Below are 6,000 nucleotides of genomic sequence, written 5' to 3' on the forward strand. Positions count from 1 at the left end.
AGTGCTAAAATCAGCACTGGAGTTTTTATGTGTAAGTGAATAAAAATAGAATCATTTACAGATTATCAGGCAAATATAATTTTAAATACCCTCTATTGTCTATTAAATATAAGGTTGCTTTGATTTGGAAAGTGTGAAAAATTTGAAAATGAAATTCTTGTCCCTTCTACCTGTCCATTTATGTTTTTAGTATTGAGTAAATTTGAGTATTTATTATCAAATATAAGTGCTATTTTGTTATTTTCAACTGAATAATTACCATAAAAATATTCTACGCTCTTACCCAATGCATTTACTAAAGTAAATTTATTGTTTTTCTTAAGGTTTAAAGTTATAGATGTGTTTGTTTGACAATAATACTTACTAGAATAAGGATTTGGGTGGGAATCGCTAAGTAATAAAAATACTAAAGTAGCTATTATAATTATAGATAATGTTAAACGTTTCATTTATCAATACACCTCCTCCTATCTTATTAAGTAGTTTACAATTAATAATTATAATATTTGTTGCAAATTATTTAAAAGTTCGTAAGGAAATAATTAAAATGTTATCCTTAATATTAAATGTGGTTACTGTTAAATAAATAGTTAAATCTGATATTATCTAAGTTTTTGTGATTTTTATGATAGGAAAGATATATAAATAAGAAATCGAATAATTCGAATATTAAAAATATTACGACTTGTACAAAGGAGAGAATCTTATTTTTGTTTGTTGTCAATCCAGAATACTAAGCTTAAATTAAGAGAATAGTAGAAACTACTAAGAATTAAAGTGATATTCTGTTTAAATTGTTTATAGTGAATTGGAGTTTTTTTAATTAAGATTAATACTAAATTTTAGTTTTTTCATTAATGGAAGTATAATCTGAGTATGCATTTTTATCGAATACATTAAAGTTAATATTTTGATAAATAAAGGAGGTTATCCATAATGCTGGATATTATATATGTTGCAGTACTCTTTATGAGCTTTATAGGATTGAAATTTTTTATTGAATGGTGTGATAAGCAAACTGAAAATAAGAAGGATTAGTAGGAGGAAGTAAAATGTGGGGATTAATTATAATAATTATTTTACTATTTGTGTATTTATGCTATGCACTCTTTAACCCTGAAAAATTTTAAAATACTAGTTTTTAGGAGGAAACTTCAATGGAAATATTACAAATAATAATACCATTAGTGATATTTATGCTTTTAGTAGTTCCTATGGGAAGATATCTTTATAAGGTGAGTACTAGAGAAAAAGCCTTTGGAGATGCTTTTTTTGATGCAATTGATAACTTTATTTATAAAGTTTGCAGAATAGACAAGGCTGAGGAAATGAGTTGGAAGGAATATGTGATTTCAATTATTGTGGTTAACGGAGTAATGACATTTTTAGCTTATATAATTTTGAGAACTCAGTCAATTCATTTTTTAAATCCCAATAAAGCTACTGGAATGGAACAATCACTTACTTTTAATACAGTTATAAGTTTTATGACAAATACAAATTTACAGGATTATAGTGGAGAATCAGGTTTGTCCCATCTAAGTCAAATGTTAGTTATTATATTTATGATGTTTACTTCCGCAGGCACTGGCTTTGCTGCAGCACTCGCATTTATGAGAGGAATTATTGGAAAGGAAAAGACACTAGGAAATTTCTTTGTGGATTTAACTAGGGTTATAACTAGAGTTCTTCTTCCTCTATCTGTTATCATTACTTTGCTATTGGTGGCTCAGGGGGTACCACAAACTCTTTCAGGAACTCACACTGTAGCTACAATAGAAGGTAGACTTCAGGATATAGCTTTAGGACCTGTTGCAGCACTTGAATCAATTAAACATCTAGGTACAAATGGAGGAGGTTTCTTTGGTGCTAACTCAGCCCATCCATTTGAAAACCCAACAGCTATATCAAATTTAATTGAATTGTTATCAATGATGCTTCTACCTGGAGCTATAGTTTACACTTTTGGACTGATGTTAAAAAATAAAAAACAAGGTTGGGCAATATTTGCTGCTATGGGAATATTATTTTTACTTGTACTTCCAATTTGTTATTTATCAGAAAAAGCAGGTAATCCAGCACTAGCACATATAGGGCTTAATCAGCTTATGGGTAATATGGAAGGTAAGGAAGTTAGATTTGGTATACCCCAATCTTCACTATTTACTACTGTGACTACAGCTTTTACAACAGGGACTGTAAATAACATGCATGATTCTTTAACACCGTTAGGTGGACTAGTACCATTATTTAATATGATGTTAAATGTAGTCTTTGGTGGAAAAGGCGTAGGCTTCATGAATATGATTATGTATGCGATATTAACAGTATTTTTATGTGGATTAATGGTTGGTAGAACTCCAGAATTTTTATCTAAGAAGCTTGAGGGAAGAGAAATTAAGTTAATAGCACTAGCTATTATAATACACCCGTTTTTAATACTTATGTTTTCAGCATTAGCTTTAATTGTTCCTCAAGGATTAGCTGGTATATCAAATCCTGGTTTTCATGGATTAACTCAAGTAATTTATCAGTTTACATCCTCTGCTGCAAATAATGGCTCAGGATTTGAGGGGATGGCGGATAATACAATATTCTGGAATACTACTACAGGAATTGTAATGTTTCTTGGAAGATATTTATCAATGATAATCCTTATTGCTGTAGCAGGATCTTTAGCTTCTAAGAGATCCATACCAGAAACTGCGGGTACCTTTAAAACTGATAATGCTATGTTTTCAATAACTTTAGTTGTTATTGTTTTAATAATAGGTGCGTTGACATTCTTACCAGCTATTGCATTAGGACCAATAGCAGAACACCTAACACTTATACATTAGACTTAATTGTAAGATAAGTTTTGTAAATATTTAAGAAGGAGCATTTGGTATGAGTAAGAATAATAAAAATAAATTTATTACCAAAGAAATAGTTAATGAAGCTGTAACTGAATCCTTTAAAAAGCTAAATCCTAAATATATGGCTAAAAACCCAGTTATGTTCGTAGTTGAGATAGGATTCTTTATATCATTAGTACTAACATTTTTCCCAACTATTTTTGGTGACGTAGGTAATAGCTTAAGAACCTATAATCTAATAGTTGCAATAATTCTTTTTGTTACTGTTTTATTTGCTAATTTTGCTGAGGCTGTTGCAGAAGGCCGTGGTAAAGCTCAAGCGGAAAGCTTAAAGAAAACACGTAAAGACACTATGGCTAAACTTTTAGATGACAAAGGTAATGTAAAAGTAATAAGTTCAAGTGAACTAAAAAAAGGAGATATTGTTCTCGTTGATACTGGAGATTTAATTCCTAATGACGGTGAAGTTATATCAGGTCTTGCATCAGTAGATGAATCTGCTATAACTGGAGAATCAGCGCCAGTTATGAAGGAAGCTGGAGGAGATTTTGCTTCTGTAACAGGTGGAACCAAGGTTGTAAGTGATTGGCTAAAGGTTGAAATAACAGCTACGCCTGGTGAATCTTTTCTTGACAAAATGATTGAACTAGTTGAAGGTGCATCAAGACAGAAAACTCCAAATGAAATAGCGCTTAATACAGTGCTTGTAAGTTTAACACTTATATTCCTAATAGTACTTGTATCACTTTACCCAATGGCAACATATTCCGGTGTAAAAATTCCTATATCAACGCTAATTGCATTACTTGTTTGTCTTATACCTACGACTATAGGAGGTCTTCTATCAGCTATAGGTATTGCTGGAATGGATAGAGTTACAAGATTTAATGTTATAGCAATGTCTGGTAAGGCAGTAGAAGCTTGTGGCGATGTTAACACAATGATACTTGATAAGACCGGTACCATAACTTATGGTAATAGATTGGCTGCGGAGTTTATCAAAGCCCAAGGGGTAAAGGTAGAAGAACTTATTGACTATTCTGTAATATCATCACTTAAGGATGATACCCCAGAAGGGAAGTCTATAGTAGAACTAGGCAAAAAATTAGGAAGCACTATAGAAGCATCTAAGTATGAGAATTTGGACTTTATAGAATTTACAGCTCAAACGAGGATGAGTGGAGTGGATCTGACCGATGGAAGAAAAGTGAGAAAAGGAGCTCAGGATTCAATAAAGAAATTTGTTACTGAGGCAGGTGGTAAGATTCCAGAAGATTTAGATGAAAATTTGACAAAGGTTTCAAAATTAGGCGGTACACCGTTAGTTGTATGCGTAGATAACAAGATATATGGGGTTATATATTTAAAGGATACTGTAAAACCAGGCCTTGTAGAAAGATTTGCAAGGTTAAGAGAAATGGGCATAAAAACTATAATGTGTACAGGGGATAATCCATTGACTGCAGAAACAATTGCTAGAGAAGCCGGCGTTGATGAATTTATAGCAGAAGCCAAACCAGAAGATAAAATAGAAGCTATAAAAACGGAGCAGAATGAAGGGAAAATAGTTGCTATGACAGGAGATGGAACCAATGATGCTCCAGCGCTTGCACAAGCAGATGTAGGACTAGCTATGAATAGCGGTACTACGGCAGCTAAAGAAGCAGCCAATATGGTTGATTTGGATTCAGACCCTACAAAGATATTGGAGGTTGTTGAAATTGGAAAGCAGCTTCTTATAACCAGAGGAGCCTTAACTACTTTTAGTATTGCAAATGATGTTGCCAAGTACTTTGCTATAATACCTGCTATATTTACTGTAGCAATACCTCAAATGCAGATTCTAAATGTTATGGGATTATCAACACCTTCCAGCGCAATACTTTCAGCTTTAATATTTAATGCCATAATAATTCCAGCCTTAATACCTATTGCTATGAGAGGCGTAAAGTATAAACCTATGAAATCGGAAATGCTTTTACTTAGAAATATGTTGGTATTTGGTGTTGGAGGTATGGTAGTACCGTTCATTGGTATTAAAGTAATAGACTTACTTATAACACCATTATTAAAAATGTTAAATCTAAGCTAGTATCTTAATTTTGTATAAGGATGGCTGGTAAGGAATTATCCACACCAATTCTATGCCTGCCTCCTTAATAAAATTATTTATATAAATAGATTTTATTGAAGGAGATTAAAATCATGAAAACATTAAAGAGATCAATTCTTATAAGTGTCGTATTGTTGATCTTATGTGGAGTAATATATCCTTTAGCTATGACAGGAATAAGTCAACTTGTTTTCAATAGGAAGGCTAACGGAAGTATGATAGTAGTCAATGGGAAAGAAGTTGGTTCTGAGTTAATTGGTCAAAGCTTTACGGATCCAAGGTTTTTCCATGGAAGAGTTTCAGCAGTTAACTATAATACCTATACTGAAGCAGACACTAAACCTGATAAGAGTGGTAAAATTGCATATAGTGGAGTGGCTTCTGGATCACAAAATCTTGCACCATCAAACAAAGCGTTAACGGATAGGGTACAAAAAGATATGGAGAATTTTTTAAAAACTCATCCTGGAGTAAAGAAAGAAGATATACCTACAGACTTGCTTACAAGTTCAGGTTCAGGACTTGATCCTGATATAAGTCCTGAGGCAGCCAAAATACAAATAGCCGCTGTTTCAAAAGCTACAGGCATAAGTGAAGCACAGCTTCAAGATATAGTTAATAAATATACAGAAGGAAAGGCTCTGGGGATTTTTGGTGAACCTAAAGTTAATGTTCTTAAAGTAAATATTGAAATAGCATCAGCATTAAAAATGAAATAGTTATTATAATTTAAAAAGGGACAGTTGCACTATATAGATAACCACACCAGAAAATAGACTTATACGCAGGAATGTGTTTCCAAAGCTGAAAGCACATATAAAAACTTTTTAGTCAATCTTAGCGAAGTATTTTAGAAAATCTTAGAGCCTTTGATATGTTTGAGGTACGAGTTTATCAAAGGTTCTTAGATTTTCAAAATACTGAGCTTTAGATTGACAAAAAGTTTTTATAGTGCCGAAGCTAGGAAACACATTCCGGAGTGTAAGTCTATTTTCGGCCGTGGATGTCTATAGGAGGGTGTGAAAAAGG

5 protein-coding genes are annotated in these 6,000 nt (G+C 32.4%); 4 read left to right on the plus strand and 1 reads right to left on the minus strand.

Annotation, left to right across the window (positions count from 1 at the left end; all coding sequences use genetic code 11):
- Positions 1-92: 92 nt before the first annotated feature.
- Positions 93-449 carry a hypothetical protein gene (locus I6U48_RS21470; RefSeq protein WP_218322533.1) on the minus strand — a complete coding sequence of 119 codons (357 nt, stop codon included), beginning with the start codon at positions 447-449 and terminating at the stop codon, positions 93-95.
- 603 nt (positions 450-1,052) lie between these two features.
- Between I6U48_RS21470 and kdpF the strand changes: the two genes are divergently transcribed.
- From kdpF to I6U48_RS21490, 4 genes are all read left to right on the plus strand, one after another.
- Complete coding sequence (gene kdpF / locus I6U48_RS30530) at positions 1,053-1,130, plus strand: K(+)-transporting ATPase subunit F (RefSeq protein WP_218322537.1); 78 nt, start codon at positions 1,053-1,055, stop codon at positions 1,128-1,130.
- 27 nt (positions 1,131-1,157) lie between these two features.
- A complete protein-coding gene (gene kdpA, locus I6U48_RS21480) occupies positions 1,158-2,840 on the plus strand; it encodes a potassium-transporting ATPase subunit KdpA (RefSeq protein ID WP_218322534.1) in 1,683 nt (560 codons plus the stop codon).
- Between the two features lie 49 nt (positions 2,841-2,889).
- The gene (kdpB, locus tag I6U48_RS21485; protein ID WP_218322535.1) at positions 2,890-4,950 is read left to right on the plus strand and encodes a potassium-transporting ATPase subunit KdpB; all 2,061 of its coding nucleotides are present in this window, start codon (positions 2,890-2,892) and stop codon (positions 4,948-4,950) included.
- Between the two features lie 113 nt (positions 4,951-5,063).
- Positions 5,064-5,690 (plus strand): K(+)-transporting ATPase subunit C, encoded by a 627-nt coding sequence (locus I6U48_RS21490; RefSeq protein WP_218322536.1) that lies wholly within the window; start codon positions 5,064-5,066, stop codon positions 5,688-5,690.
- Positions 5,691-6,000 lie beyond the last annotated feature (310 nt).

This window comes from Clostridium thailandense (assembly GCF_019207025.1).
Taxonomy (GTDB): domain Bacteria; phylum Bacillota; class Clostridia; order Clostridiales; family Clostridiaceae; genus Clostridium_AM; species Clostridium_AM thailandense.

What these genes read in the sequence shown, in the direction of transcription:
- kdpF (WP_218322537.1), top strand. Translation starts at nt 1,053, where the DNA reads ATGTGGGGATTAATTATAATAATTATTTTACTATTTGTGTATTTATGC.
- kdpA (WP_218322534.1), top strand. Translation starts at nt 1,158, where the DNA reads ATGGAAATATTACAAATAATAATACCATTAGTGATATTTATGCTTTTA.
- I6U48_RS21490 (WP_218322536.1), top strand. Translation starts at nt 5,064, where the DNA reads ATGAAAACATTAAAGAGATCAATTCTTATAAGTGTCGTATTGTTGATC.
- kdpB (WP_218322535.1), top strand. Translation starts at nt 2,890, where the DNA reads ATGAGTAAGAATAATAAAAATAAATTTATTACCAAAGAAATAGTTAAT.
- I6U48_RS21470 (WP_218322533.1), bottom strand. Translation starts at nt 449, where the DNA reads ATGAAACGTTTAACATTATCTATAATTATAATAGCTACTTTAGTATTT.